This window comes from Pseudomonas sp. CLCA07, assembly GCF_053615335.1.
Genome location: NZ_CM132131.1, coordinates 4277349 through 4303435, shown reverse-complemented (window position 1 = coordinate 4303435; position 26087 = coordinate 4277349). Strand labels below are relative to the sequence as shown.

General features: G+C 58.5%; 25 protein-coding genes. 11 read left to right on the top strand and 14 right to left on the bottom strand.

Annotated features, from left to right (window positions below; genetic code table 11):
- Positions 1-10: 10 nt before the first annotated feature.
- The 9 genes from ydcS (at position 11) to ACWGZX_RS19675 (ending at position 9416) form a co-directional block, all read left to right on the top strand.
- On the top strand, positions 11-1162 hold the full coding sequence (gene ydcS, locus ACWGZX_RS19715; protein WP_452625092.1) for a putative ABC transporter substrate-binding protein YdcS: 1152 nt from the start codon (positions 11-13) through the stop codon (positions 1160-1162).
- Positions 1163-1390: 228 nt separating this feature from the next.
- Positions 1391-2428 (top strand): ABC transporter ATP-binding protein, encoded by a 1038-nt coding sequence (locus ACWGZX_RS19710; protein WP_452625091.1) that lies wholly within the window; start codon positions 1391-1393, stop codon positions 2426-2428.
- Between the two features lies 1 nt (position 2429).
- Positions 2430-3377, top strand: a complete 948-nt coding sequence (locus ACWGZX_RS19705; protein ID WP_452625090.1) for an ABC transporter permease — start codon at positions 2430-2432, stop codon at positions 3375-3377.
- The gene (locus ACWGZX_RS19700; protein ID WP_452625089.1) at positions 3367-4191 is read left to right on the top strand and encodes an ABC transporter permease; all 825 of its coding nucleotides are present in this window, start codon (positions 3367-3369) and stop codon (positions 4189-4191) included. Before ACWGZX_RS19705 ends, ACWGZX_RS19700 begins: the two co-directional genes overlap by 11 nt.
- A 176-nt stretch (positions 4192-4367) precedes the next feature.
- A complete protein-coding gene (locus ACWGZX_RS19695; protein ID WP_452625088.1) occupies positions 4368-5792 on the top strand; it encodes a gamma-aminobutyraldehyde dehydrogenase in 1425 nt (474 codons plus the stop codon).
- Between the two features lie 242 nt (positions 5793-6034).
- Entirely contained in the window at positions 6035-7519 is a 1485-nt protein-coding gene (locus tag ACWGZX_RS19690; protein WP_452625087.1) for an APC family permease, read from the top strand.
- A gap of 638 nt (positions 7520-8157) precedes the next feature.
- Positions 8158-8664, top strand: a complete 507-nt coding sequence (locus tag ACWGZX_RS19685; RefSeq protein ID WP_452625086.1) for a BRO-N domain-containing protein — start codon at positions 8158-8160, stop codon at positions 8662-8664.
- Between the two features lie 235 nt (positions 8665-8899).
- Positions 8900-9148, top strand: coding sequence for a CopG family ribbon-helix-helix protein (locus tag ACWGZX_RS19680; protein WP_414923805.1), 249 nt, complete (start codon positions 8900-8902; stop codon positions 9146-9148).
- Complete coding sequence (locus ACWGZX_RS19675; RefSeq protein WP_452625085.1) at positions 9126-9416, top strand: type II toxin-antitoxin system RelE/ParE family toxin; 291 nt, start codon at positions 9126-9128, stop codon at positions 9414-9416. The genes ACWGZX_RS19680 and ACWGZX_RS19675 overlap by 23 nt, the downstream gene beginning before the upstream one ends.
- Positions 9417-9467: 51 nt before the next feature.
- Here ACWGZX_RS19675 and ACWGZX_RS19670 read toward each other — a convergent pair whose 3' ends face one another.
- Entirely contained in the window at positions 9468-9653 is a 186-nt protein-coding gene (locus ACWGZX_RS19670) for a hypothetical protein (RefSeq protein ID WP_452625084.1), read from the bottom strand.
- Positions 9654-10045: 392 nt separating this feature from the next.
- On the opposite strand from ACWGZX_RS19670, the gene ACWGZX_RS19665 reads away from it, so the two are divergent.
- Positions 10046-11671: a glucan biosynthesis protein D gene (locus tag ACWGZX_RS19665; protein WP_452625083.1), complete on the top strand. Its 1626-nt coding sequence runs from the start codon at positions 10046-10048 to the stop codon at positions 11669-11671.
- A 194-nt stretch (positions 11672-11865) separates the two neighbouring features.
- Here ACWGZX_RS19665 and ACWGZX_RS19660 read toward each other — a convergent pair whose 3' ends face one another.
- The 3 genes from ACWGZX_RS19660 to ACWGZX_RS19650 form a co-directional block, all read right to left on the bottom strand.
- A complete protein-coding gene (locus ACWGZX_RS19660) occupies positions 11866-12972 on the bottom strand; it encodes an NADH:flavin oxidoreductase/NADH oxidase (RefSeq protein ID WP_452625082.1) in 1107 nt (368 codons plus the stop codon).
- Positions 12973-13224: 252 nt separating this feature from the next.
- The gene (gene recJ / locus ACWGZX_RS19655; protein WP_452625081.1) at positions 13225-14934 is read right to left on the bottom strand and encodes a single-stranded-DNA-specific exonuclease RecJ; all 1710 of its coding nucleotides are present in this window, start codon (positions 14932-14934) and stop codon (positions 13225-13227) included.
- Positions 14935-15000: 66 nt separating this feature from the next.
- Positions 15001-15543, bottom strand: a complete 543-nt coding sequence (locus tag ACWGZX_RS19650; RefSeq protein WP_010462971.1) for a YaeQ family protein — start codon at positions 15541-15543, stop codon at positions 15001-15003.
- Between the two features lie 147 nt (positions 15544-15690).
- On the opposite strand from ACWGZX_RS19650, the gene ACWGZX_RS19645 reads away from it, so the two are divergent.
- On the top strand, positions 15691-16890 hold the full coding sequence (locus tag ACWGZX_RS19645) for a CaiB/BaiF CoA transferase family protein (RefSeq protein WP_452625080.1): 1200 nt from the start codon (positions 15691-15693) through the stop codon (positions 16888-16890).
- 216 nt (positions 16891-17106) lie between these two features.
- Here the strand turns inward: ACWGZX_RS19645 and ACWGZX_RS19640 are convergent, their stop codons facing one another.
- The 10 genes from ACWGZX_RS19640 to rpsP all read right to left on the bottom strand — a co-directional run bounded on the left by ACWGZX_RS19640 (position 17107) and on the right by rpsP (position 25948).
- The gene (locus tag ACWGZX_RS19640; RefSeq protein WP_452625079.1) at positions 17107-17394 is read right to left on the bottom strand and encodes a DUF3509 domain-containing protein; all 288 of its coding nucleotides are present in this window, start codon (positions 17392-17394) and stop codon (positions 17107-17109) included.
- Between the two features lie 162 nt (positions 17395-17556).
- A complete protein-coding gene (locus ACWGZX_RS19635; RefSeq protein ID WP_452625078.1) occupies positions 17557-18909 on the bottom strand; it encodes a transporter substrate-binding domain-containing protein in 1353 nt (450 codons plus the stop codon).
- Between the two features lie 120 nt (positions 18910-19029).
- Positions 19030-20439, bottom strand: a complete 1410-nt coding sequence (gene thrC / locus ACWGZX_RS19630) for a threonine synthase (RefSeq protein ID WP_223512009.1) — start codon at positions 20437-20439, stop codon at positions 19030-19032.
- 67 nt (positions 20440-20506) lie between these two features.
- Positions 20507-21811 (bottom strand): homoserine dehydrogenase, encoded by a 1305-nt coding sequence (locus ACWGZX_RS19625; RefSeq protein ID WP_452625077.1) that lies wholly within the window; start codon positions 21809-21811, stop codon positions 20507-20509.
- Between the two features lie 133 nt (positions 21812-21944).
- A complete protein-coding gene (gene dsbC / locus ACWGZX_RS19620; protein ID WP_223512013.1) occupies positions 21945-22676 on the bottom strand; it encodes a bifunctional protein-disulfide isomerase/oxidoreductase DsbC in 732 nt (243 codons plus the stop codon).
- A gap of 286 nt (positions 22677-22962) precedes the next feature.
- A complete protein-coding gene (gene xerD, locus ACWGZX_RS19615) occupies positions 22963-23859 on the bottom strand; it encodes a site-specific tyrosine recombinase XerD (protein ID WP_452625076.1) in 897 nt (298 codons plus the stop codon).
- A gap of 144 nt (positions 23860-24003) precedes the next feature.
- Entirely contained in the window at positions 24004-24354 is a 351-nt protein-coding gene (rplS, locus tag ACWGZX_RS19610) for a 50S ribosomal protein L19 (RefSeq protein ID WP_003175895.1), read from the bottom strand.
- 45 nt (positions 24355-24399) lie between these two features.
- Positions 24400-25110: a tRNA (guanosine(37)-N1)-methyltransferase TrmD gene (gene trmD, locus ACWGZX_RS19605; RefSeq protein ID WP_238543929.1), complete on the bottom strand. Its 711-nt coding sequence runs from the start codon at positions 25108-25110 to the stop codon at positions 24400-24402.
- Positions 25111-25154: 44 nt separating this feature from the next.
- Entirely contained in the window at positions 25155-25691 is a 537-nt protein-coding gene (gene rimM, locus ACWGZX_RS19600) for a ribosome maturation factor RimM (protein ID WP_007944873.1), read from the bottom strand.
- Positions 25692-25696: 5 nt separating this feature from the next.
- The gene (rpsP, locus tag ACWGZX_RS19595; RefSeq protein ID WP_007944872.1) at positions 25697-25948 is read right to left on the bottom strand and encodes a 30S ribosomal protein S16; all 252 of its coding nucleotides are present in this window, start codon (positions 25946-25948) and stop codon (positions 25697-25699) included.
- Positions 25949-26087 lie beyond the last annotated feature (139 nt).

Here is a 26087-nt window from a genome sequence, read left to right as displayed (position 1 = left end):
GGGATTTCCCATGTTCGTGCACAAGACCGCACTGCTCAGTGCAATCACTACAGCGCTGTTGGCCAGCGCCAGTATCCAGGCCGCCGAACCGCTGAAAGCCGTCGGTGCCGGCGAAGGTCAGCTGGATATCGTGGCCTGGCCCGGTTACATCGAACGTGGCGAAAGCGACAAGGCCTACGACTGGGTGACCGGTTTCGAGAAGGAAACCGGCTGCAAGGTCAATGTAAAAACTGCCGCCACCTCCGATGAAATGGTCAGCCTGATGGCCAAGGGCGGTTACGACCTGGTGACCGCGTCGGGCGATGCCTCGCTGCGGTTGATCGTGGGCAAGCGCGTGCAGCCGATCAACACGGCATTGATCCCGAACTGGAAGAACATCGATCCCCGTCTCAAGGATGGCCCGTGGTACGTCGTCAATAAACAAACCTACGGCACCCCGTATCAGTGGGGCCCGAACGTGTTGATGTACAACACCAACGTGTTCAAGACCGCGCCGACCAGTTGGGCCGTGGTGTTCAACGCGGAAAACCTTCCGGACGGCAAGCCGAACAAGGGCCGCGTGCAGGCCTATGACGGCCCGATCTACATCGCCGACGCGGCGCTGTACTTGAAAACCGCCAAGCCGGAACTGGGCATCCAGAACCCGTACGAACTGACCGAAGCGCAGTACAAAGCCGTGCTGGATCTGCTGCGCGCCCAGCAGCCGCTGATCCACCGCTACTGGCACGACACCACCGTACAAATGAGTGACTTTAAAAACGAAGGCGTGGTCGCGTCCGGTGCCTGGCCGTATCAGGTCAACGGCCTGATGAACGAGAAGCAGCCGATCGCTTCGACCATCCCGAAAGAAGGCGCCACCGGTTGGGCCGACACCACCATGTTGCACGCCGAAGCCAAGCACCCGAACTGCGCTTACAAGTGGATGGACTGGTCGCTGCAACCGAAAGTCCAGGGAGACGTTGCGGCCTGGTTTGGTTCTTTGCCAGCGGTGCCAGCGGCGTGCACCGACAGTGAACTACTCGGCGCTGAAGGCTGCAAAACCAATGGTTTCGACCAGTTCGAGAAGATCGCCTTCTGGAAAACCCCACAGGCTGAAGGCGGCAAGTTCGTGCCGTACAGCCGCTGGACCCAGGATTACATCGCGATTATGGGCGGCCGCTAGTCTGTGGAATGACACAGATCCCTGTGGGAGCCGGGCTTGCCCGCGATAGCGGAGTGTCAGTGGTAGATGTGTTGCCTGACACACCGCTATCGCAGGCAAGCCAGCTCCTACATTTGATCAGCGCTGTTGCCACTGACGAGTTCGACTTTAAAAACAACCGATACCTCGTTTTTCAGAAGTCCAGGCAGGGCCGCCGCGACGGCCCTCGCCTTTTTGGAGCACCGCACCATGACGCTTGCAGTCCAGTTCACCAACGTTTCCCGTCTTTTCGGCGAAGTGAAAGCCGTAGACCGGGTTTCCATCGACATCCAGGACGGCGAGTTTTTCTCCATGCTGGGCCCTTCCGGCTCGGGCAAAACCACCTGTTTGCGCCTGATCGCCGGTTTCGAACAACCGAGCGCAGGCTCCATCCAAATTCATGGCGAGGAAGCCGCCGGGCTGCCGCCGTATGAGCGTGACGTCAACACCGTGTTTCAGGATTACGCCCTGTTCCCGCACATGAACGTACTCGACAACGTCGCTTACGGTTTGAAGGTCAAAGGCGTCGGTAAAGCCGAGCGTCAGAAACGCGCCGAAGAAGCCCTCGACATGGTCGCCCTTGGCGGCTACGGCGAGCGTAAACCGGTGCAACTGTCCGGCGGTCAGCGCCAGCGTGTGGCCTTGGCCCGCGCCTTGGTCAATCGCCCGCGCGTGTTGCTGCTCGACGAGCCGTTGGGCGCCCTCGACTTGAAGCTGCGTGAGCAAATGCAAAGCGAGCTGAAGAAACTGCAACGCCAGCTCGGCATCACTTTCATCTTCGTCACCCACGACCAGACCGAAGCGCTGTCGATGTCTGACCGCGTGGCCGTGTTCAACAAGGGGCGCATCGAGCAGGTCGACACGCCGCGCAACCTCTACATGAAACCGGCGACGACCTTTGTCGCGGAATTCGTCGGCACCTCCAATGTGATTCGCGGCGATCTGGCGAAGCAGTTGAGCGGCAACCCACAACCGTTTTCGATTCGCCCGGAACATGTGCGATTCGCCGAAGGACCGCTGGCCAGCCACGAGATCGAAGTCAGCGGTTTGCTGCACGACATCCAGTACCAGGGCAGCGCCACGCGTTACGAGATGAAACTGGAAAACGGCCAGACCCTGAACATCAGCCAGGCCAACAATCAATGGCTGGACATCAGCGCCCAGCACCAGACCGGGCAACGCATCAGCGCGCGCTGGGCACGGGAAGCGATGATCCCGTTGCACGACACCGTTGCCGGCGGGGTGTGAGATGAACACCGTGGCTATCCCTCAAACTCCAGCCAGCGGTTCGCCGTTGCGCAGGTTTTCCAACCTGCTGTATCGCCGGCCCAACCTGTACCTGTCGATGCTGCTGGTGCCGCCGCTGCTGTGGTTCGGCGCGATCTATCTTGGCTCGTTGCTGGTGCTGCTGTGGCAAGGTTTTTACACCTTCGATGACTTCACCATGGCGGTCACGCCTGACCTGACTCTGGCGAACTTTGCTGCGCTGTTCCAGCCGTCGAACTTTGACATCATCCTGCGCACCTTGAGCATGGCGGTCGTCGTCTCCATCGCCAGTGCCATCGTCGCGTTCCCGATTGCCTACTACATGGCGCGCTACACCACCGGCAAGACCAAGGCGTTTTTCTACATCGCGGTGATGATGCCGATGTGGGCCAGTTACATCGTCAAGGCGTATGCCTGGACCTTGCTGCTGGCCAAGGGCGGCGTCGCGCAGTGGTTCGTTCAGCACTTGGGACTGGAGCCGGTGTTGCAGTTCGTGCTGGGCATTCCGGGCGTGGGCGGCAGCACCTTGTCGACTTCGCACCTGGGCCGCTTCATGGTGTTCGTCTACATCTGGCTGCCGTTCATGATCCTGCCGATTCAGGCATCGCTGGAACGTCTCCCGCCGTCCCTGTTGCAAGCATCGGCCGACCTGGGTGCCAAACCGCACCAGACTTTCATGCAGGTGATTCTGCCGTTGTCGATTCCGGGCATTGCCGCCGGTTCGATCTTCACCTTTTCGCTGACTCTGGGTGACTTCATCGTGCCGCAACTGGTGGGCCCGCCGGGCTACTTCGTTGGCAGCATGGTGTACGCCCAGCAAGGTGCGATCGGCAACATGCCGATGGCCGCAGCCTTCACGCTGGTGCCGATTGTGTTGATCGCCATTTACCTGACTATCGTCAAACGACTGGGGGCCTTCGATGCACTCTGACTCTTCATCACAGGGGCAGGCTTCTATCGGATTAAAAATCGCGGCCTGGGGCGGGTTGGTGTTTCTGCACTTCCCGATCCTGATCATCTTCCTGTACGCCTTCAACACCGAAGACGCGGCGTTCAGCTTTCCACCCAAGGGTTTCACCCTGAAGTGGATCGGCGTGGCGTTTTCGCGGCCGGACGTGCTGGAAGCGATCAAGCTCTCGCTACAGATCGCCTCCGTCGCGACGTTGATTGCCATGGTCCTTGGCACGCTCGCCTCGGCGGCGTTGTACCGCCGGGATTTCTTCGGCAAGCAAGGCATCTCGCTGATGCTGATCCTGCCGATTGCGTTGCCGGGGATCATCACCGGGATCGCGTTGCTGGCGACCTTCAAGACATTGGGGATCGAGCCGGGGATGTTCACCATCATCGTCGGTCACGCGACCTTCTGCGTGGTGATCGTCTACAACAACGTCATCGCCCGTTTGCGTCGTACTTCGCACAGTTTGATCGAAGCTTCGATGGACCTTGGCGCCGATGGCTGGCAGACCTTCCGATACATCATCCTGCCGAACCTTGGCTCGGCGTTGCTGGCCGGGGGCATGCTCGCGTTTGCGCTGTCGTTCGACGAGATCATCGTCACCACCTTCACCGCCGGCCATGAACGCACCCTGCCGCTGTGGCTGCTCAACCAGCTCAGCCGCCCCCGGGACGTGCCGGTGACCAATGTCGTCGCGATGCTGGTGATGATAGTGACCATGCTGCCGATCCTCGGCGCTTATTACCTGACCAGGGGTGGTGAGAGTGTTGCCGGGAGTGGCGGTAAGTAACTGACAACCCTTTCTTACTGTGGAAATGGGCTTGTGTAGGAGCTGGCTTGCCAGCGAATGCGGTGGATCAGCCAACATCGTTGTTGAATATGATGCCCCCTTCGCTGGCAAGCCAGCTCCTACAAGGAACCGGTTTCCACAGAGAACAAACAACAGTTCCGAAGAGGACAAATGCCATGCAAACCAAACTCTTGATCAACGGCCAACTGATTGACGGCGAAGGCCCCGCCCAACCTGTGTTCAACCCGGCCCTCGGTAGCGTGTTGGTGGAAATCAACGAAGCCAGCGAAGCCCAGGTCGATGCTGCCGTCCGTGCCGCCGACAGTGCCTTTGAAGGCTGGTCGCAAACCCCGCCGAAAGAACGCTCGCTGCTGCTGCTCAAACTCGCCGACGCGATCGAAGCCCATGGCGAAGAGCTGGCGAAACTGGAATCGAACAACTGCGGCAAACCCTACAGCGCCGCGCTGAACGACGAGATCCCGGCGATTGCCGACGTGTTCCGTTTCTTCGCTGGCGCCAGCCGTTGCATGAGCGGCTCGGCGGGTGGCGAGTACCTGCCGGGCCACACCTCGATGATCCGCCGCGACCCGGTCGGCGTGATTGCCTCCATCGCACCGTGGAACTACCCGCTGATGATGGTCGCCTGGAAAATCGCCCCGGCCCTGGCCGCCGGTAATACCGTGGTGCTCAAGCCGTCGGAACAAACCCCGCTGACCGCCCTGCGCCTGGCTGAACTGGCGTCGGACATCTTCCCGGCTGGCGTACTCAACCTGGTGTTTGGCCGTGGTCCTAGCGTGGGCAGCCCGCTGGTGAACCACCCGAAAGTACGCATGGTGTCGCTGACCGGCTCGATTGCCACCGGTTCCAACATCATTTCCAGCACCGCCGACAGCGTCAAACGCATGCACATGGAACTGGGCGGCAAAGCCCCGGTGATCATCTTCGACGACGCCGACATCGATGCCGCCGTGGAAGGCATCCGCACCTTCGGTTTCTACAACGCCGGCCAGGATTGCACCGCCGCGTGCCGCATCTATGCGCAGGCCGGCATCTACGAAAAATTCGTCGAGAAACTCGGCGAGGCGGTCAGCAGCATCAAGTATGGCGTGCAGGATGATCCGTCGACCGAACTGGGGCCGCTGATCACCGCGCAACACCGCGACCGTGTGGCCGGTTTTGTCGAGCGCGCCATCGCGCAACCGCACATTCGCTTGATCACCGGTGGCAAGGCCGTGGACGGCGATGGTTACTTCTTCGAGCCGACCGTATTGGCCGACGCTCAGCAAGATGACGAAATCGTTCGCCGTGAGGTGTTCGGGCCGGTGGTTTCCGTCACGAAGTTCACCGATGAAGCGCAGGTGCTGGGCTGGGCCAACGATTCGGACTACGGCCTGGCGTCGTCGATCTGGACCTCGGACGTCGGTCGCGCGCATCGCCTGTCGGCGCGGCTGCATTACGGCTGCACGTGGGTGAACACGCACTTCATGCTCGTCAGCGAAATGCCGCATGGCGGTCAGAAATTGTCCGGTTATGGGAAGGACATGTCGATGTATGGGCTGGAGGATTACACCGTCGTTCGGCATGTGATGTTCAAGCATTAAAAGCTTCGCTGGCAAGTCGGATCGCCGCACCGCAGCTCCTACACGGATTGCGCTGAACTTGTAGGAGCCGGGCTTGCCCGCGATGGCCTCACCGCTACATCAAGGAAGAAACCGGTACAAGGCACCACCCAGGTTCCACCCCAAAAAAGCCAAAACAATAACCACCGATCCGGGCAGCGCCTCACGGCCCCGCCACGGTTTCGGACATCCGAAATCTGCCGATTTTCCGGAGCTGACACACTATGAGTACAACACCCGAACTCGCTGCAGCCGTCGCCGACAGCGACACCGAGCAGTTACGCAAGCTGGGTTACACGTCGAACTTCAATCGCAGCATGAGCCTGTGGGAAAACTTCGCCCTGGGCTTCACCTATCTCTCCCCGGTCGTAGGGGTTTATACCCTCTTCGGCCTGTGCCTCGCCGCTGGCGGGCCACCGATGTTCTGGGCTTATTTGTTGGTCGGTTGCGGCCAGTTGCTGGTGTGCCTGATCTTCGGTGAAGTGGTTTCGCAGTTCCCGATTTCCGGTGGCGTCTACCCATGGGCTCGCCGCTTGGTGGGCAAACGCTGGGCGTGGATGGTCGGCTGGATCTACTCCATCGCCCTGTGCGTGACCATCGCCGCCGTTGCAGTGGGTGCCGGTCCGTACCTGGCGGCCATGATGGGCTTCGAACCGAGCAACAACACCAACATCATCATCGCTCTGTTCCTCACGCTGTTCGCCACCTTGGTCAACCTCAGCGGCACCAAGGTACTGGCACGCATCGCTATGTTCGGCTTTCTGTGTGAACTGGTCGGCGCGGTGATCGTCGGCGTTTACCTGCTGGTCTTCGAGCGTCATCAACCGCTCAGCGTGTTGTTCAACACGTTCGACATAAGCGTCGACGGCTCGTACTTGCCAGCCTTCCTCACGGCCTCGCTGGCGGGGATGTTCCTGTACTACGGCTTCGAAGCCTGTGGCGATGTGGCCGAAGAAACCCCGAACCCCAGCAAGAAAATCCCGGTGGCCATGCGCATGACCATCTACATCGGCGGCATCGCAGCGATGTTCGCTTGCCTGGCGCTGATCCTCGCTGTGCCGGACATGCAAGCTGTCATCAACGGCACCGACAAGGACCCGGTCACCACCATCCTCAACAACGCCTTCGGCCCGGTCGGTTCGAAAGTGGTGATGGGCGTGGTGATGATTTCCTTCATCTCCTGCGTCATCAGCCTGCAAGCGGCAGCGAGTCGCCTGCTGTATTCCTACGCTCGCGACGAAATGGTCATTGGCAGTTCACTGCTGAAGAAGATCTCGCCTGCTACTCAGGTGCCGGTGGCTGCGCTTTTCGTCTCCGGCATCCTGCCGGCGCTGATCATCATCCTCGGCTTCTTCCTGCAAGACGCCGTGGCAACTATCGTCAGCTTCGCGGCGATCGGCATCTACCTGGCCTTCCAGATGATCGTCCTCGGGGCACTCTATGCACGGATGAAAGGCTGGAAACCAAGCGGCAAATTCACCCTCGGTGCGTGGGGCTGGCTGGTGAACATCGGCGCGCTGGTCTACGGCGTCGGCGCAATCATCAACATGGCCTGGCCACGTACGCCGGATGCGGCGTGGTACATCAACTACGCCATGGTGCTGAGCACTGCGATCGTGATTGGCTTGGGGTTGTTGTACATGTGGATTGCCAAGCCGTATGACCATGGCACCGCGCCTGCGGGGGATGCCTGGAAGGTTAGTCGGTAAGGCTGATTGCCCCGGGATCCAGTGAGTTCCCGGGGCAAATCCTGCCCGTCAAACAGCATCTGTCGTCATCCCGCAGCTCAGACATCAATTCCCCGTACGCCCTTTGATATCAGCCTTGCCACGTACCGCTTCGAAGCGATCGTGGACATAAGCCTCAGGTTTCGCGTTGCTACCGTCAGTCATAGCAATCCTCGTCAAACCGTGAAGCCTTTGCCGCTGATTCCATGGATTTGAATAAATAAAGGAAAAACTGCATCTCGGGTGCCGGATTTCTGCATGCAGTGCAAAAACTGGAAAATCCTACAGACCATGCCTTCTAGCAAAGACTCCGATTCCTACGACAAGCGTCGCCAGAGTAGACTTGGCACCGCGAGCGCCTGACCGATAGGCTTTATCCCGTCGCTTTAAAACCAGCGATCCGGAGTCGAAGCCGGGAAATGTCAAAACGGTGCTTGCGTGTCCCCATAGAACTGCGGCTGTTTTCTGCTTTCAGTTCTGCTTTATGGCGGGCCGTGTGGTGCGGGCCTTCCGGCTTACGTTTTGATTGGAAGTGTCCCGACTTCGAACGCCACTCGGTTCGCCACCCAACCAGTCGAAGGGTTGCTGGCGACTTTCCTAATCAAAACGGAATACACGTCATGTCAGAGCACGCTCAAAACTCGCTCCTTCCTTATTTCACACCATCCATCTTCCCCCGCCACAACCGGTTCCTCCACGCCATCATCCAAGCAAACCAAGCCTGGTTCTGCGCTCAGGACCTGGGACGTTTGATGGGCCGCCCGCTGGACCAAAGACTCACCCAAAAACTCGATCCCGATCAGCGCCGATATATCTGGCTGCTGAAAAACGGCAAACCGGTCGAATCACTCATGGTCAGCGAGTCCGGAATGTACGCTCTGCTGGTTCACCATTTCGTCCCGGAAAACCGCAACCTGCGCCAATGGCTGAGTAACGAAGTCATTCCTACGCTACGAGACACGAACGCGCCATCAGTGGAAAACATCCCGAGTCTGAGTTCGCTGCAATGGGGCGGGCTCTCGGTGCCGCTACTGCACTGGCAACATTCGGCGTGGATTAAATGGCGGGACATGCCGGATCTGGTGCAAGCACAGCGACCATTCCCGATCATGGGCACCTGCCGCTGAAGGTAGGATGAATCGGCGGGGATGCTTGGAAGGTTAGTCGGTCAACGGGTTTGCCCCGGTGCCACCAATGGCAGCGGGGCACTCATTGCATTTCGAAATACATCCCCTCCTCCCGTTCTTCGTTCGCCCGCTAAGGTTTCTTCAAACCAATGCAAAGCGATCGGTTGACGAACAAGCCAGTAAGACCTAGGGTGTTTACGTCGTTTACAACGTATACATTTCAAGGAAAGCCGCCATGGCCTCGCCCGTTTTGTCTTTTCGAGTTGAAGAAACGCTCGCCCAACAGCTTGATAGTCTGGCAGCGGCGACCGATCGCGACCGTCAGTACCATCTCAAGCGTGCATTAGTTCGATATGTAGAAGCCGAGTCATGGCATCTGCAAGCCATAAGCGACGGCATAAAAGACGCCGACGCAGGAAAACTCACCGATCTGGATGCCGTAAAGGCTAAGTGGGCAAAACGTGCCGAGCGTAGTACTGACTGAAAAAGCGGAAAGTGACCTTGATTCTATTCATGAGTATTACCAAGGTGCACTTGGTGCTGATGCCGCATTGGAGGTCATAGCGATTTTTCTACAATCCTTCAACCAACTGGAGCAGTTTCCAGGGTCAGGAAGGCCTTCAGTAGTACCGGATGTACGTGAATTGGTATTCGGTCGTTATCCATTCATTGCTCCCTATCGATTGATGCATGGCCAGATACAGGTACTGCGTGTTCTGCACCAGCGGGCAGAGCGATCGCAAAATTGGTAATCAGCGACATTCAGCCGCAACACTATCGCGGCGGCTGAACGTCGTACCTCCTTAAAACCGAGAAACACTGCGCATCGCATCCACCAGATACCGCATCGCAATCCGGTCGCTCTCCGACAGCTCTCGATACCGTTCCAACAACTTCATTTCATCCGGACTGAGCCGGCGCCTTCGCCGCCCGCTTGCCAAGCAAGGAAGGATTCCTAACATTTCGGTGATGCCTTGTACTTTTGTCATCGACGATGTCCTTCTATAAGCACGAGAAAACTTCAAAAACCGCATCGCCCTCTCCTTTTTGTTTGTCGCCGGCCTTAAGGGCAGAAGCCGGTCATGAGCACAGAATAGGAACATTCCCGGCGCTGAAAAGCGTTTTTTAGAGTAATTAGTCAAAAAAAGCACAAATGCCCTATAAATCAGAAAGTACTGTCGGAAAACTTAACCGACATTTCTTGTTTCATTGCCGAACTGTCAAAGTGCTATCCATCAATTTTTGTCTGCAATCGAACGGTTTAAGCTATCTGGCATCTGTTTAAAGTCCGTTGCGTTTGGTCGAAGGCATGTCCGAACCGTTATTTTTGATCCAGTACGTGCCAGGAACGGCGCGGGATTGCTCACGACAGGTTGTACTTATGCACCGCAGGAATTTGCTCAAAGCGTCCATGGCCATCGCGGCCTATACCGGTTTGTCGGCCACCGGACTGCTGGCCGCCCGTGCCTGGGCGGGCAACGATACGGCGGATGGCGTGGCCCAGGCGTTCGATTTCGAAGCGCTGAAGATTCAGGCCAAGCAACTCGCCAGCAATCGCTATCAGGACACCAAGCAGGTGCTGCCGCCGACGCTGGCGACCATGACGCCGCAGAATTTCAACGCGATCCGCTACGACGCGAATCATTCGCTGTGGAAGGATTTGAACGGTCAGCTGGACGTGCAGTTTTTCCACGTCGGCATGGGCTTTAAGCAGCCGGTGCGCATGTACAGTGTCGACCCCAAGACGCGTCAGGCGCGGGAGGTGCATTTCCGCCCTTCCCTGTTCAACTATGAAAAAACCACGGTCGACACTAAACAGCTCACGGGCGACCTGGGGTTTTCCGGGTTCAAGCTGTTCAAGGCCCCGGAGCTGGACAGGCACGATGTGTTGTCCTTCCTCGGCGCGAGTTATTTCCGTGCGGTGGATAACACCGGGCAGTACGGTCTGTCGGCGCGCGGGCTGGCGATTGATACGTATGGCAAGAAGCGTGAGGAGTTTCCGGACTTCACCAAGTTCTGGTTCGAGACGCCGGACAAAGACAGCACCCGCTTTGTGGTCTATGCCCTGCTGGATTCGCCGAGCGCCACCGGTGCTTACCGTTTCGACATCGATTGCCAGGCCAACCAGGTCGTCATGGGGGTCGATGCCCATATCAACGCGCGTACCGCCATCGAGCAACTGGGCATCGCGCCGATGACCAGCATGTTCAGCTGCGGCACCCACGAGCGGCGCATGTGCGACACCATTCACCCACAGATCCACGACTCGGATCGTCTGGCAATGTGGCGCGGTAACGGCGAGTGGATCTGCCGTCCGCTGAACAACCCGGCGACCCTGCAATTCAATGCCTTCGCCGACACCGATCCGAAAGGTTTCGGCCTGGTGCAGACCGACCATGAGTTCGCCAGCTATCAAGACACGGTCGACTGGTACAGCAAGCGCCCGAGCCTGTGGGTAGAACCTACAACCGCGTGGGGCGAAGGCTCTATCGATCTGCTGGAGATTCCTACAACCGGCGAGACGCTGGATAACATCGTCGCGTTCTGGACCCCGAAAAAACCGGTCGCGGCCGGGGATTCCCTGAATTACGGCTACAAGCTCTACTGGAGCGCGCTGCCACCGGTCGGCACGCCGCTGGCGCGGGTCAATGCGACCCGTTCGGGCATGGGCGGCTTCACCGAGGGCTGGGCGCCGGGCGAGCATTACCCGGAGGTCTGGGCGCGACGCTTTGCCGTGGACTTCACCGGTGGCGGTCTGGATCGCTTGCCGGAAGGGGCCGGGATTGAGCCGGTGGTGACGTGCTCGAACGGGCAGGTGAAAGACTTCAACGTCCTGGTGCTGGATGACATCAAGGGTTATCGCATTACCTTCGACTGGTTCCCGACCAATGACAGCGTGGAGCCGGTGGAGTTGCGGTTGTTCATTCGTACCAATGACCGGACGTTGAGTGAGACCTGGTTGTATCAGTATTTTCCGCCGGCGCCGGATAAGCGTAAGTACACCTGACAGTTATTGGGCGCCTGAACTGGCCCCTTCGCGGGCAAGCCCGCTCCCACATTTGACCGCATTCCACTGTGGGAGCGGCGGTGCGACAATTCGACTTGCCCGCGAAGGCGGCGTGATAGACAACAAAAATCCCGGCACAAAAACACAAAAGCCCCAATCACAACGATCGGGGCTTTTTGTTTTCACAGCCTCATTCAGTCACGCAAATCCGACTCATGTATCGGCTGTTCCCGATGCGTCGCTCGCTGGTACTGCGCTGGCCAGATAGCCTTGCGCCCACCCAGATCATCATCGGCATGCAGCGGCCAATACGGATCGCGCAACAGTTCTCGCGCCAGGAAGATGATGTCTGCCTGGCACGTGCGCAAGATGTGTTCGGCCTGGGCCGGCTCTGTAATCATGCCGACCGTGCCAGTGGCAATGCCCGACTCCTTGCGCACACGCTCAGCGAAGCGGGTTTGATAACCGGGACCTGTCGGAATTTCGGCATTGGCCGCGGTACCGCCTGACGAAACGTCGATCAAGTCCACGCCCAACGCTTGGAGGCGGCGCGCCAGCTCCACGGTTTCATCCGGGTTCCAGCCGTCTTCCACCCAATCGGTGGCCGACACCCGCACGAACAGCGGCAGCTCTTCAGGCCACACCGCACGCACCGCTTCGGTAACTTGCAGCACCAGCCGAATACGGTTCTCGAACGAACCGCCATATTGATCGCGCCGCTGATTGCTCAGGGGCGACAGAAATTGATGCAGCAGGTAACCGTGGGCGGCGTGTATTTCGACCACTTTGAAACCAGCTGACAGTGCGCGCTTGGCCGAGTCAACAAAGGCCTGAACGACCTCAGCGATCTCGCTTTCATCGAGTTGCCGTGGGTGGGTGTGCTGCGGGTCAAAGGCAATCGTCGACGGGCCCACCGGCACCCAACCGCCGTCTTCGGGTTTAACGCTGCCATGTTTGCCGAGCCACGGCCGATGGGTGCTGGCTTTACGCCCGGCGTGCGCCAACTGGATGCCGGCCACAGCGCCCTGAGCGGCGATAAAACGCGTAATGCGTTGCAGGGGTTCGATCTGTTCGTCGTTCCACAGGCCGAGGTCCTGGGCGGTGATGCGCCCGTCGGCGGTGACCGCCGTGGCTTCGGTAAACACCAGGCCGGCGCCGCCGACCGCGCGACTGCCGAGGTGGACAAGGTGCCAGTCATTGGCCAGCCCATCGACGCTGGAGTACTGGCACATTGGGGATACCGCGATACGGTTGAGAAGGGTCAATTGACGCAGGGTATAGGGTTCAAGCAGCAGACTCATGGGTCACCTCTCGTATCAGTGGGCAGGCTCCAGGGTTCTGTTTGAAAAGTCGACGAGTGACAGGAAAAAGGCGCAGCACCCGCCCCCGCGGGCAAAAAATTCGACAAGACGTCACAAGGATAATCAAGCAGTGATTAGAGCCTAGTCGACATCGGGGAGATGAGGGAGGGTTCCGGGGATAATTGGCGTCAGGACGATCGCTATCGCGGGCAAGCCTTGCTCCTGTAGGAGCAAGGCTTGCCCGCGATGGGGTCAACGCGGTTCGATGTGGGCAATCATCAGCTGCACGGTTTCGTTACCGCGAAACTCGTTGAGGTCGAGTTTGTAGGCCAATTCCACCCACTTGATCGTCGGGTTCGGCCAGATTTCGCGGTCGATGCCGAAGGCGATACCGTCCAGTTTCACCGAACCGCATTCGCTCTTCAGCACCACTTTCAGGTGTCGTTCGCCGACGACACGCTGTTCAACCAACTGGAACACGCCATGGAACAACGGCTCCGGGAAGTGCTGCCCCCACGGACCGGCATGACGCAGGGCACGGGCCAGTTCGAGGTGGAACTCTTCAACCGCCAGCGTGCCGTCCGACAGCAGGCGCCCGGTCAGGTCTTCTTCGCGCAATTGCCGACGCACTTCCGCATCAAAGGCTTCGGCGAACAACGGAAAATTCGCTTCCGGCAATGTCAGGCCCGCCGCCATGGCGTGGCCACCATATTTGCTGATCAGGTTGGGATGCTGCGCCGCCACCACGCTCAACGCGTCGCGAATGTGGAACCCCTGAACCGAACGCCCCGAGCCCTTGAGCATGCCATCACCAGCATCGGCAAAGGCGATGGTCGGCCGGAAATAGCGCTCTTTCATACGCGAAGCGAGGATACCGATGACACCTTGGTGCCACTCGGGATCAAACAGGCACAAACCGAATGGCATCGACTCGACCGGCAAATCCTTCAGTTGCGCCAGCGCTTCACGCTGCATGCCCTGCTCGATGGATTTGCGGTCCTGGTTCATACCGTCGAGTTGCACAGCCATTTCCCGCGCCAGCCCCGCGTCTTCAGTGAGCAGACACTCGATGCCCAGGCTCATGTCGTCCAGGCGTCCTGCAGCGTTCAGGCGCGGGCCGACAATGAAGCCCAAATCAGTGGAAGTAATGCGAGCATGGTCACGTTTGGCCACTTCAAGGATTGCTTTGATCCCCGCTCGCGCACGTCCGGCGCGAATCCGCTCCAGGCCTTGGTGCACCAGAATCCGGTTGTTGGCATCCAGCGGCACCACGTCAGCGACGCTGCCCAGTGCTACCAGGTCCAGCAACTCGCCAATGTTCGGCTGCGGCGTGCTCTCGTACCAGCCGAGGCTGCGCAAACGCGCGCGAAGCGCCATCAGCACATAGAAAATCACCCCGACGCCGGCCAGCGCCTTGCTCGGGAAGTCACACCCTGGCTGGTTAGGGTTGACGATGGCGTCGGCCAGCGGCAGTTCGTCACCGGGCAAGTGATGGTCGGTGACCAGCACCTTAAGACCATGTTTCTTCGCCGCAGCGACACCTTCGACACTGGAAATACCGTTGTCCACGGTGATCAGCAATTGCGGAGTGCGAGTCAACGCCACTTCGACGATTTCCGGCGTCAGGCCGTAGCCGTACTCAAACCGGTTCGGCACCAGATAGTCGACATGAGCCGCGCCCAACAGGCGCAATCCCAACACGCCCACGGTACTGGCCGTCGCACCATCGGCGTCAAAGTCGCCGACAATCAGAATCCGCTGCCGCTGATCCAACGCCGTCACCAGCAGATCCACGGCGGCATCAATGCCCTTGAGTTGCTGGTACGGAATCAGCCGCGCCAGGCTCTTGTCCAGTTCAGCCTCGGTCAGTACGCCCCGCGCCGCGTACAGGCGGGTCAGCAGCGGCGGCAGATCACCGAGAAATGGCAGAGTGTCGGGCAACAGGCGAGGTTCGATGCGCATGGGGTGACAGGTGCTTCTCTTGAATACGTAGGATAAAACCGGATGAAACGGGCTCGCAGCGAATAATCAGCCGCGTTCGCCGCTCAACCATTGCAACTGGACTTCGTGCTGACCACGGTCGTCGGTGACGAAAATCGTCCCTTCGCTGATCATCACGTCCCACTTGATCACCCGTGGCATGTCTTTGGCCAGGGTTTCCAGGATGTCCTGCGGCACGGCTGCGATGTGCACGTTTTTCAGGTTTTTGATGGCAGGGATCACTTTGGTTTCCCAAACGCGCAGGCTGCCGTAGGCCAGCAGGCTGGTGCGTTCGGTGCGACGCGAGCACCAGGTCAGTCGATCGGCGTCTGGCTGGCCGACTTCGATCCAGTGCAGGACGCGGTCGTCCAGGCTCTTTTCCCACAAGGCGGGTTCATCCACGTCTGACAGACCACGGCCGAATGACAGTTGCTCGTTGTACCAGAAGGCATAGGCCAGCAGCCGCACGGTCATGCGCTCTTCGGTTTCCGAAGGGTGACGGGCAATGGTCTGCTTCACGCTCTCGTAAACGCTGCGGTCGAGGTCGGTGAGGTTCAGTTCAAACTTGTAGGTCGTGGACGGCTGGGCCATGAACGGGCTTCTTGATACGAGGAAAGGCGGCAAGTCTAACCGATGCTGTAGGCAATCATCGAACTGAAGGCGTTTCTGCTTGGTCGTCTGACGTTCGGCTATGTTAAAACGGCGTATTCGCTCAGCCTTTGTCCTACAGGATCCCGCATGCCACTCTCCGGAAAACCACTCTCAGGTCTGAAAGTCATTGAATTGGGTACGTTGATCGCCGGGCCGTTTGCCTCGCGCATTTGCGGCGAGTTTGGCGCCGAAGTGATCAAGATCGAATCCCCCGACGGCGGCGATCCGTTGCGCAAATGGCGAAAAATGTATGAGGGCACCTCGCTATGGTGGTTCGTTCAGGCGCGTAACAAAAAGTCGCTGACCCTGAACCTGAAACACCCCGACGGCCTGACGATTCTGAAAAAACTGCTCAGTGAAGCGGACATCCTGATCGAGAATTTTCGTCCTGGCGTGCTGGAAAAGCTCGGCCTGGGCTGGGAAGTCCTGCACGCGCTGAACCCGAAACTGGTGATGGTGCGCCTCTCCGGTTTCGGTCAGACCGGGCCGATGAAAGATCAGCCAGGGTTTGGCGCCGTCGGTGAATCCATGGGCGGCCTGCGCTACATCACTGGGTTCGAGGATCGGCCACCGGTGCGCACCGGGATTTCCATCGGCGACTCGATTGCGGCGCTCTGGGGTGTCATAGGCGCGCTGATGGCCCTGCGTCATCGCGAAGTGAACGGCGGCCTCGGCCAAGTGGTCGACGTGGCGCTGTACGAAGCGATCTTCGCGATGATGGAAAGCATGGTGCCGGAGTTCGATGTGTTTGGTTTTATTCGCGAACGCACCGGTAACATCATGCCGGGCATTACGCCCTCCTCGATCCACACCAGCGCCGATGGCAAACATGTGCAGATCGGCGCCAATGGCGATGCGATTTTCAAACGGTTCATGCTGATCATCGGCCGCGAAGACCTGGCCAATGACCCGGTGCTGGCCAGCAACGACGGGCGTGACAGCCGCCGCGACGAGATTTATGGCGTGATCGACCGCTGGGTCAACTCGCTGCCGCTGGACACGGTCATCGAACAATTGAATCAGGCCGACGTGCCGGCCAGCCGGATTTTCAGCGCCGAAGACATGTTCAGCGATCCACAGTACCTGGCCCGGGAAATGTTCCTGCAGGCCAAGCTTCCGGATGGCAAAGATTTCAAAATGCCGGGCATTGTGCCGAAACTCTCAGAGACACCCGGCACTTCAGAATGGGTCGGGCCGCAACTGGGTGAGCACAACGCACAGGTGCTCCAGGAACTTGGCTATGACGCGCTGCAAATCGCACAGTTGCGCAAAGACGGGGCTATCTAAGGTGATGCGTTGACTATCCGATTCGTGGCACAGGCCGGGCGATTAGCCAAATGCAGGCAAAAAGAAACCCCGAGAAGTGGGGAGACGACTCGGGGTCAAACGTGGCCTACATAAAGACCCGTAGCAGCAAGCTACAAGCACCGGAGCACAATGCTTGATCTTGCTATTACGGGGTCTGACTGACCCTGGCGCAGGAAGGTTCCCACAAAAGTCACTTCAATTTCGTCTGGCCAGGATTTTGTCCTGGGCCGCATTGCGCAACGCCGCGATGACACAGGGCTCCAGCCGTCCTTCGGCAATGAGCACGTCGCGGTGCAATCCATCGACGACGTCGGTCAGCAGACGTTTGTCAGTCAGCTGAGCCTGATTGAAGACCCGTTCGACGACAATCGCGCCCGTCGTATTCTTCAGTGTCACCAGGCATTCACTGCGGGCACCCGACGGGGTCAGCGTGACCTGATAGGGGCTCAGCGCCTCACCGAGCAATAGACTGATACTTTCCATCTCGATCACCACTCAATAGTCCGAAAACAAAGTGCCTGGGGCCTGCTCACAATTAATGACCACTGGCCCGAGAAGAAAGTTCTGGATTTCAGGTGCAGGCGCGTCGGCGCCTCTGGTTGATAGAGCATGCACGTCGAAGATGACAAGGAGAAAACAACGGCTTCACTCTCCTCTTCGCCGACTTCTGTCGGTCCAGCCCCCCAATAAACCTCGCAATTGGCCGTCGGCGCTGTAGAACGGCACCGTCCATTGGTAAACGTTTCTGACGCCATTGTGGAACATCAATTGACGTTCAATGAATTGGGGCTTGCGCGTGGCAAGTTGGGCGATAAATTCGGCATGCAACTGTTCGGCGGTCGCTTTGGGCAGAAGGTCGAGTTCGATCAACTGTCGCCCCTGAACCTGATCGAAACGGGTCGACAAGCCTTCTTCATAACTCTTGTTGCACATGACCATCCGCCCTTCCAGATCACGCACAAACATCGGATCGGGCATCGCGTCCATCAACGCGTGCTGGAAGGCCAGTTGATCGCTGAGACTTTTCTCGGCCTTCAGTCGTTGCTGGATCAACACCGCCAGACGTCGATTCCAGAGCAAGGACAACAGGCCGAACACGCTGACGATGCAAACGCCCCAGCAACCCCACTGGGTGAACCGTTGCCAGGCAGTCGGCGCACGCACCGGGCCGATTCCGTTGAGCCACTTCAAGCGAATGGCGCGCAACTCGGCAGGCGGAAACGCCTCAAGCGCCTTGTTGAGGATGCTCAGCAACTGCGGCTGACCTTTGCGTATCGTCAGGTAGTCCGCTTCCCATTTGCCCTCAATCGTACGCCCCACCTTAAGTTGCCCCAATGGAAAGAGCTGCGCGCCGGTTTCGTTTTCGATGGTCGCGTAAGCTTCGCCGCTCTCGACCAGCGCCCGGGCCTCGGCATACGTTTTGACCGAACGCAGCTCGATGGATGGATAGTCACGACGAATCATCGACTCCAGCGCGTGCCTGGCCGGCAGCACCAGCACCCTTTTCATCAGTTGCTCCAGAGACTGGACCTCAGGCACTCCCGCCTGCCCGACGAACACCCACCCCGCCCCACCGAATGCATGACTGAAATCCAGGAACGTCTTGCGCTCGTCGTTCATCGCCAGTGTGGTGCTCATGTCCGCCGCGCCACTCTCCAGTCTTTCAAGCAACTGGGCGTTGGAGAACGACTCTTCGTGGACAAACTGCAACCCCGTCATCGCACTGATGCGGTTGAGGACATCATTGTTCAAACCGCTCCATTGACCGTGCTCATCCTTGAACAGATACAACGGGTATTGCGTGGACGCGACGATAACTTGGGGGTGTTCGGCCATCCATTTTTTTTCTTGGGCATCCAGCTCAATCATCGCGCCAATGACAGATCCCTTTGCCTCTGGAATCGCCAATTGTGCTGACAGCGCCGTTTGAACCAAGCCGATGGCACTGACTAAAAACACCCAGCACACGGCTGGTTTGAACCCTCTACAAAACCGCATTGCCACTTCCTTCGTGATCAACTCACCCTTTCCTCATGGGTGAAAACGCGACAAGTGTGGCATGCAGAAATGAGAAAGCCCGTCAGGAGACGGGCTTCAAAATGTGACAGCTTTTACCGGTTACAGGGGCTTGCCGCGGTTGCCATGCTGACTGACAAAGGCCTGCACGGCTTTCAGGTCGTTTGGCAACACGGTGCAACGCTCATCTCTCTCAAACAAATCAGAAAGATGTACAGGGAGCTCAAGCGCTTTTCCTACGCCAGCCTTCTCCACTGCGTCCGGGAATTTGACCGGATGCGCCGTGCCGAGGATCACCATTGGAATATCCAGACTGCGACGGCACTCGCGCGCAGCCTTCACGCCGATAGCGGTGTGCGGATCCAGCAGCTCGCCGGTTTGCTCGTACACTTCGGCGATGGTTTCGCAGGTTTGCACGTCGTCCACGGCCAGCGAATCAAACAGTTTGCGGGCTTCGGTCCAGCGCTCCTCTTCGACGCTGAAACCGCCGCCCTGCTTGAAGCTGTCCATCAGCCCGGCAATCGCCGCGCCGTTGCGACCGTGCAGGTCGAACAGCAGTCGTTCGAAGTTCGACGACACCATGATGTCCATCGACGGCGACAGCGTGGCGTGCAGGGTTTCCTTGACGTACTGATTGCCGCTCATGAAGCGGTGCAGGATGTCGTTGCGGTTGGTGGCGACGATCAACTGGTTGATCGGCAGGCCCATGTTGCGCGCCAGGTAACCGGCGAAGATGTCGCCGAAGTTGCCGGTTGGCACCGAGAAGGATACCGAACGCGCCGGGCCACCCAATTGCAGCGATGCGTGGAAGTAGTAGACGATCTGGGCCATGATCCGCGCCCAGTTGATCGAGTTCACCGCGACCAGACGCGTGCCTTTGAGGAAGCTCTGATCGGCGAAGCTCGCCTTGACCATTTCCTGGCAGTCATCGAAGTTGCCTTCGATGGCGATGTTGTGGATGTTCTCGCCGAAAATGGTGGTCATCTGCCGACGCTGCACTTCGGACACGCGGTTGTGCGGGTGCAGGATGAAGATGTCGACGTTTTCGCAATGCTTGCAGCCTTCGATGGCGGCCGAACCGGTATCACCGGAAGTAGCGCCGACAATCACCACACGCTCGCCGCGCTTTTCCAGCACGTAGTCGAGCAGGCGACCGAGCAGTTGCAGGGCGAAGTCTTTAAACGCCAGGGTCGGGCCGTGGAACAGCTCCAGCACCCATTCGTTGCCGTTCAACTGACGCAGTGGCGCGACGGCGTTGTGCGAGAACACACCGTACGTTTCTTCGAGAATCTTTTTGAAATCGGCATCGGGAATGCTGCCGGTCACGAACGGGCGCATCACCCGGAAGGCCAGTTCGTGATACGGCAGGCCAGCCCAGGAAGCGATTTCTTCCTGGGTGAAACGTGGCAGGTTTTCCGGGACGTACAAACCGCCGTCGGTGGCGAGACCGGCCAGCAGGACATCTTCGAAATTCAGGGCCGGTGCCTGGCCGCGGGTACTGATATAACGCATGACTGGCTCCAATGGACAGTGTTCGAAAACCCGGGCGCTATAACAACGCCCGGTGAACAAAAACGACTTAGTTCAGGTGCTCGACGCGGATCCGTACAACCGGACCGACAACACCGGTCAACGCTTCAAGGGCGGCAATCGCGTCGTTCATGTGCTGTTCCAGCACACGATGAGTCAGCAGGATCATCGGCACCAGACCGTCATGCTCTTCCACTTCTTTCTGCATGATCGATTCGATGTTGATGCCACGCTCCGACAGGATGCTCGCCACCTGGGCCAACACGCCCGGATGGTCCTTGGCCTGAATGCGCAGGTAGTAGGCGCTTTCGCAGGATTCGATCGGCAGGATCGGGTGCGCCGACAGCGAATCCGGCTGGAAAGCCAAGTGCGGTACGCGGTTTTCCGGGTCGGATGTCATGGCGCGAACCACGTCCACCAGGTCGGCGATCACCGACGAAGCGGTTGGCTCCATGCCAGCACCCGCGCCGTAGAACAACGTCGAACCGGCAGCGTCGCCATTGACCATGACCGCATTCATCACGCCGTTGACGTTGGCGATCAGGCGATCGGCCGGGATCAGCGTCGGGTGTACGCGCAGTTCGATACCGGCCGCAGTGCTGCGTGCCACACCAAGGTGCTTGATGCGGTAGCCCAGCGCTTCGGCGTAGTTCACGTCAGCGGTGGTCAGCTTGGTGATGCCTTCGGTGTAGGCCTTGTCGAATTGCAGCGGGATACCGAACGCAATGGAGGCCAGGATCGTCAGCTTGTGGGCTGCGTCGATGCCTTCAACGTCGAAGGTCGGATCGGCTTCGGCGTAACCCAGGGCTTGCGCCTCGGCCAGCACGTCTTCGAAGGTTCGGCCCTTTTCACGCATTTCGGTGAGGATGAAGTTGCCGGTGCCATTGATGATCCCGGCGACCCAGTTGATGCGGTTGGCAGACAGGCCTTCACGGATCGCCTTGATCACCGGAATGCCGCCGGCCACAGCCGCTTCGAACGCCACAATCACGCCTTTCTCGCGAGCCTTGGCGAAAATTTCATTACCGTGAACGGCAATCAGTGCCTTGTTCGCGGTGACCACATGCTTGCCATTCTCGATGGCCTTGAGTACCAGCTCGCGGGCAACGGTGTAGCCGCCCATCAGCTCTATAACGATGTCGATCTCAGGGTTCGTGGCCACTTCGAAGACATCGTTGGTAATCGCAATACCGGTCGTCTGGAACTGAGGCTTTGGCGTGCGCATGGCAATTTGTGCCACTTCGATTCCACGCCCGGCACGACGAGCAATTTCCTCGGCGTTGCGCTGAAGTACGTTGAAGGTACCGCCACCGACGGTTCCTAACCCACAGATGCCTACTTTGACCGGTTTCACTGTGAACTCCCCATAAAACGGCCGACTCAAGGTCGGCCGTGAAAACAACCGCGTGCTCGCGGTTCCCTATTAATGGCCCGGCGATAATGCTGCCGGACCATGATCGTCAATGGCTGACCGTGACGATACGAATTTACTTCGCGCTCAGTGCCAGTTTGGCGACTTGTGGCGCAGGCTGGTAGCCCGGAATGACCTGACCGTCGGCCAAAACGATGGCCGGTGTGCCGTTCACGCCAATCGACTGACCGAGGGCGAACTGCTTGGAAACCGGGTTATCGCACTTGGCGGCCTTGATTTCCTTGCCATCGACCATTTTGTCCATGGCCGCTTTCTTGTCTTTCGAGCACCAGACCGCTTGCAGCTGTTCGTCACCCGGCGAGCCCAGGCCCTGGCGCGGGAACGCGACATAACGTACTTCGATGCCGCGCTTGTTCAGCTCAGGCACTTCGGCGTGCAGTTTGTGGCAGTACGGGCAGGTGGTGTCGGTGAACACGGTGATGTGCGACTTGGTTTCGCCGATGGCTGGATACACCACGGTTTCCGCGACAGGAATGTCATTGACCAGTTTGGAAACGCCCAGGCGTTCGGTCTTCTCGGTCAGGTTGACCGGTTTACCATCCTTGAGCTGGAACAGGTAGCCCTGAACCACGTACTGGCCGTCGGCGCTGGCATACAACACGCGGCTGCCCTTGAGTTTGACTTCGTACATCCCTGGCAGCGGGCTGGCCGTGATGGTTTCGACAGGCACGTCGAGCTGGAGGTTTTCCAGGCTTTTACGAATGGCTTTGTCGGCCGCGTCATCGGCGACGGCAAAGGTGCTGACCAACGCAATGGCAGCGGCGGCGAAAATCTGGGTCAGACGCATGAGAACTCCTGAAGGCGGACAAATGAAACGATCAGAACGCCCGTACCGAAACACCGGGTCATAACCGCCCATCGTGCAAACCGACAAAGCCTACCACATAAGGCCCGTGTGGCGAGGGGGCTTGTCGGGTCGCCGCACCGCCCCGTTCGGCTGCGCAGCAGTCGTCCTGCGGTCTATTTTCCAGGTCGAAATAGCCAAGATGGGGCTGCTTCGCAACCCAACGGGGCGGTGCGGCGTTCCGACAAGCCCCCTCACCACAGGTCGGTATTCCATTTGAAGAACTGTATCAACCGCGCGGGTGGTGTTTTGCATGCAGATCCTGCAAGCGTGCACGAGCGACGTGAGTGTAGATCTGGGTCGTGGACAAATCGCTGTGGCCAAGCAGCATTTGCACCACGCGCAAGTCGGCGCCGTGGTTGAGCAGGTGCGTCGCAAAAGCGTGGCGCAAGGTGTGCGGCGACAGCGACTTGCTGATCCCGGCGACCTTGGCCTGGTGCTTGATGCGATGCCAGAAGGTCTGGCGGGTCATCTGCTCGCCGCGCAGACTGGGGAACAGTACATCGCTGGGACGCCCGCCGAGCAACTCTCCACGGGCGTCGCGCATGTAGCGCTCGACCCAGACAATCGCCTCCTCACCCATCGGCACCAGCCGCTCCTTGCTGCCCTTGCCCATCACCCTGAGCACACCTTGGCGCAAATTGACCTGTTCCAGCGTCAGGCTGATCAGCTCTGTCACTCGCAAACCACAGGCATAAAGCACTTCGAGCATGGCCCGGTCACGCTGGCCGATGGCTTCACTCAAATCCGGTGCCTTGAGCAAGGCTTCAACGTCTGCTTCCGACAGGGATTTTGGCAACGGCCTACCTAGCTGAGGCATGTCAACGCGCAAGGTCGGATCGACGGCGATCAACTTTTCCCGCAGCAAGTAGCGATAGAACCCACGCACACCCGAGAGGAATCGCGCCGTGGAACGGGGTTTGTAGTTCTGCTCCAGACGCCAGGCCAGGTGATCGAGGATCAATTCCCGTCCGGCGTTGACCAGTTCCAACCCCTTCTCCTGCAGCCAGCCGTTGAACAAGGCCAGGTCGCTGCGATAGGCATCGCGAGTGTTGTCGGAAAGGCCTTTTTCCAGCCAGAGGGCGTCGAGGAATTGGTCTATCAGTGGGTGATCAATGGCAGGCATAAAGGCTCAGGCAAGGCAGGGAACGACTGAAAAGTGACTGACAGTCTTTCATAGCACGCGCACTCGCGGAACCATTGCCGGCATAAATCGCAGGCAACAAAAAAGCAGCCCGTAGGCTGCTTTTTTCTGCATCGGAAGCTGGACTTAAGCCAGTTTTTCCTTGATGCGAGCTGCTTTACCGGACAGGTCACGCAGGTAGTACAGCTTGGCTTTACGTACGTCACCGCGACGTTTAACGGCCATGCTGTCGATTTGCGGGCTGTAGGTCTGGAAAGTACGCTCTACGCCAACACCGTTGGAGATTTTACGAACGGTGAAAGCACTGTTTACGCCGCGGTTACGCTTGGCGATAACAACACCTTCGAACGCTTGCAGACGCGAACGGTCGCCTTCCTTCACTTTCACCTGAACGACAATGGTGTCGCCCGGGGCAAAGGTAGGGATCTCTTTGGTCATCTGCTCTGCTTCGAGTGCAAGGATGATTTTGTTAGTCATGCTGTGCTCCTAAGGTAAATCGTCGGATCTACCATCGATACGTTGTTAACTATCGTCCCGCTCGCGGATGTATTCCTCGAGCAGCTTCTTCTCTTCTCCAGAAAGCGAGCGGCTTTCCAGAAGATCGGCGCGTCGTTCAAAGGTCCTACCAAGGGACTGCTGTAAACGCCAACGCCGGATATGCGCGTGATTGCCACTTAGCAACACGTCGGGAACACGCTGATCCGCATACACCTCCGGTCGGGTGTAGTGCGGGCAATCCAGCAGACCATCCGTAAAGGAATCTTCCTCGGCGGAGTCCGCATGCCCTAAAGCTCCAGGCAGCAGTCGTGTAACCGCATCGATCAGGACCATCGCCGGCAGCTCGCCGCCAGACAGTACATAGTCGCCAATCGACCACTCTTCATCGACATGAGTATCTATAAAACGCTCGTCAATGCCTTCATAGCGGCCGGCAATCAGGATCAATGCATCCAGATTCGCCAACTCGCGCACCGCCGACTGAGTCAGTTGACGGCCTTGGGGGGACAGGTAAATTACCTTCGCCGCCTCCCCGGCTGCTGCCTTGGCCTGAACCAGTGCATCTTCCAGGGGCTTGATCTTCATCACCATGCCCGGACCACCGCCAAATGGGCGATCATCCACAGTGTGATGTCGATCCGTCGTGTAGTCTCGCGGGTTCCAACAGGTGAGCTGCAAGAGCCCCTGTTTCACCGCCCGACTGGTGATGCCGTACTCGCTGATGGCGGAGAACATCTCGGGAAACAAACTGATCACTTCTACGCGCAAGTTAGCCACGCTTAGAAGTCCGCGTCCCAATCCACCTTCATCTCGCCTGCGGCCAGATCGACAGCCAACACGCATTGTTCCGTATAGGGCAACAGGCGTTCGCGATCATCCAGGCTGCCAGCGCAAGGCTTGACCACCATTACATCATTGGCGCCGGTTTCCAGAAGATGATCGATTTTCCCGAGCAGTTGCCCGAGTTGATCAATAACCTTCAGACCTTCCAGCTGGTACCAGTAGTACTCGCCGTCGGTCAATTCAGGGAACAGGTTGCGCGGCACACAGATCTCATAACCGGCCAGAAGACGTGCTTCTTCACGATCATCAAGACCTTTGAGCTTTGCGACCAGGAACTTGTCGTTCCCACGTCCGCTGACCAGCTCGACCTGTTTCACATTGCCTTCGCGCTTGAGCGTCCAGGTTTTGTACTGCAACAGGTTTTCAGTCGGATCAGTAAAGGAATACACCTTCACTTCGCCGCGAACGCCATGAACCGAATAAATTTTGCCGATAACGATCAAATCATCAGCAACAGCTGGCGTCGCGTTCATATTGCTCAGGCCGCAGCCTTAGCCGCGTCCTTCAACAACTGAGCAACACGCTCAGAAGGTTGTGCACCAACGCTCAGCCAGTAGGCTACGCGCTCTTGGTTCACGGACAGACGGACTTCTTGACCACGAGCAACAGGGTTGAAGAAACCAACCTGTTCCTTGTGCGAACCGTCGCGCGGGTTGCGGCTGTCGGTTACGGTCAAGTGGTAAAACGGGCGCTTTTTGGAGCCGCCAAGGGCAAGACGGATTGTTAGCATGTGAACATCGTTCCTGTAGTCGGTGCTGCAAATCTAAAGGCACAGCGGGCATAGGTGCCCGAAAGGCCGCATATTCTAAGGAATATCCGGACTTTTGCAAATGTCTTTTTCCGGCGGCCTATCGGACGCCATCCAGATT